Genomic DNA, 2,161 nt, shown 5'->3' with positions numbered 1-2,161 from the left:
CTGGACGAGGGGGCGGGCCGGCATGTCGGGGAATCCACCGGTGACGGTTCGGGATCCGTCTGTCCTCCACCGGAACCACGGGGCGCAGTCAACCGCTTCCTGCGTCGGAAACCGAATGGCCGCTCCAGGCTTTGAAGCCTCGAACAGACTGAGGCTCCCATGCTGTACGAACTCGCCACGCTCTCCTGCCCCCTGCTCGCGCTCGGACACGCATCCGAGGGCGTCCATGCCTGGGTGGACGACAGCGAAGCCAAGGGACAACTCATGGGCTGCTGGCGGACGGAAGTCGGCATGCTGGGCCGGCTCATCGTGCTGCGGGGGTTCACCGCGCCGGAGGACATGACGGCCGAGCGCCGACGCGCCCTGCTCAGCGCCAACCCGTTCAATGCGGGCGGCGTGGTGACCGCGCTGGAGATGGACAGCTACGCGCCGTTCCCGTTCCTGGCGCCGATCCGGACCGGGGAGCGCGGCGGGCTGTACGAGATCCGGACCTACCGCCTCAAACCCGGCGGCCTGGCGCCGACGCTGTCGGCCTGGGAGGCGGCCATCGAACCGGCCCGAACCTACACCGAACATCTTGTTGTGAACCTGTACGCCCTCGATGGGGCGCCGCGGATCACGCATATCTGGGCCTTCGCCAGCCTTCAGGAGCGGGCCGCGTTGCGCGCTCAAGCCTATGGCGACGGCGTCTGGCCGCCGAAGGGCGGCCCCGACCAGATCGCGGAAGCGACCTCGGTGATCGCGCTGCCGCAGGGGGTGTCGCCGCTAAGCTGAATTCCCGGTCGGCGGGTGCAGGACATGCCTGTCTGCGATTCAGGCGGACGGGTTTCGCACCCCGGTCAGCTCATCGCCCGAGCTTTTGCCCCTCCCGATCCGGCACCCCGCACCGTCATTCCGGGTCGCCGCGGGCGAACCCGGAATCCATAACCGTTGTCGGTGTAAGGCGCTGGAACGTCGGTGCTTCCGGATCCCGGGCTCCGCTTGGCGGCCTCGGGACGACGGTGTGCGACGACGTTGGTCGGCTCCCTGTCCGGCGAACAAACATGCGTTTGCGCCCTGCACGAGCCGATGCCTGGACATCGTAGGCCGCGGCGAGACGACCCGCATCCGCGCTACCCAGCCGTCAGCTCCACCGTCACCGGCACGTGATCGGACGGCTTGTCCAGGCCGCGCAGGTGCTTCTGCACGGCGGCCGAGACCAGACGGTCGGCGGCCTGCGGCGACAGCAGGAGGTGGTCGATGCGGATGCCCGCGTTCCGCTGCCAGCAGCCCGCCTGGTAGTCCCAGAAGGTGTAGAGCCCGTCGCGGGGATCGCAGGCGCGCAGGCCGTCGGTGTAGCCCTCGGCCAGGAGGGCGCGGAACGCCGCCCGCGTGGCGGGCAGGAACAGCGCGTCGGAGCGCCACGCCTCCGGGTCGGCCGCGTCGGCGGGTTCCGGGATGACGTTGTAGTCGCCCGCGAGCACCACGGCGGTCTCGTCCTCCATGAGGATGCGCGCGTGGATCCGCAGGCGTTCCATGAAGCCGAGCTTGTAGGGGTATTTCGGGCTGTCGACCGGGTTGCCGTTCGGCAGGTAGATCGAGGCCACCCGCACCGGCTTGGACTCGGCGCCGGAGATCAGCGCCTCGATGTAGCGCGATTGCTCGTCGGTCTCGTCGCCCGGCAGACCGCGCCGGATCTCGCTCATCTCCAGCGGCGCGCGCACCAGCAGGGCCACGCCGTTATAGGCCTTCTGCCCGAGCGTCTCGACCGCGTAGCCGGCCCCCTCGACCTCGGCGCGCGGGAACGCCTCGTCCTGGCATTTCAGCTCCTGCAGGCAGACCACGTCGGGCTTCGCCTCGTCGAGGAAGCCGAGCAGGTGCGGCAGCCTCTGCTTGATCGAGTTGACGTTCCAGGTCGTGATCCGCATCGCCTCGCTTCCGGTCGCCGTCTGGAGCGCTCGCCGCCGAAGTGGTTCCCGGAGCGGCCGAAGCGTCATCCGCGCTTCGCGCCGCGCTGACAAGGCCATGGCGGCGCAAGATCGGGGCGATATAGACGCCAGGATGACGATGGGGTGGTTCGAGCCGGTCATGGCTTACTGCGAGCGGACCGGGCCGGAGGTCTGGGCCGAGCCGGTCAACGCGGCGTCGAACGCCGCCTTCCTGCTGGCCGCCGCGGCCGCGG

At 69.8% G+C, this 2,161-nt stretch carries 2 protein-coding genes; one reads left to right on the top strand and one right to left on the bottom strand.

All coding sequences use genetic code 11. From position 1 onward, the window contains the following. Positions 1–159 precede the first annotated feature (159 nt). On the top strand, positions 160–774 hold the full coding sequence (locus FV228_RS27475) for an NIPSNAP family protein (RefSeq protein ID WP_147857405.1): 615 nt from the start codon (positions 160–162) through the stop codon (positions 772–774). A gap of 338 nt (positions 775–1,112) precedes the next feature. Here FV228_RS27475 and xth read toward each other — a convergent pair whose 3' ends face one another. Beyond that, positions 1,113–1,907 (bottom strand): exodeoxyribonuclease III, encoded by a 795-nt coding sequence (xth, locus tag FV228_RS27470; protein WP_147857404.1) that lies wholly within the window; start codon positions 1,905–1,907, stop codon positions 1,113–1,115. Positions 1,908–2,161: the final 254 nt, after the last annotated feature.

Source organism: Methylobacterium sp. WL18 (genome assembly GCF_008040015.1).
In the GTDB taxonomy this organism is placed as follows: Bacteria; Pseudomonadota; Alphaproteobacteria; order Rhizobiales; family Beijerinckiaceae; genus Methylobacterium; species Methylobacterium mesophilicum.
Note: the sequence above shows the minus strand (reverse complement) of the source record. Positions and strands in the feature narration are given on the sequence as shown.

What these genes read in the sequence shown, in the direction of transcription:
- xth (WP_147857404.1), bottom strand. Translation starts at nt 1,907, where the DNA reads ATGCGGATCACGACCTGGAACGTCAACTCGATCAAGCAGAGGCTGCCG.
- FV228_RS27475 (WP_147857405.1), top strand. Translation starts at nt 160, where the DNA reads ATGCTGTACGAACTCGCCACGCTCTCCTGCCCCCTGCTCGCGCTCGGA.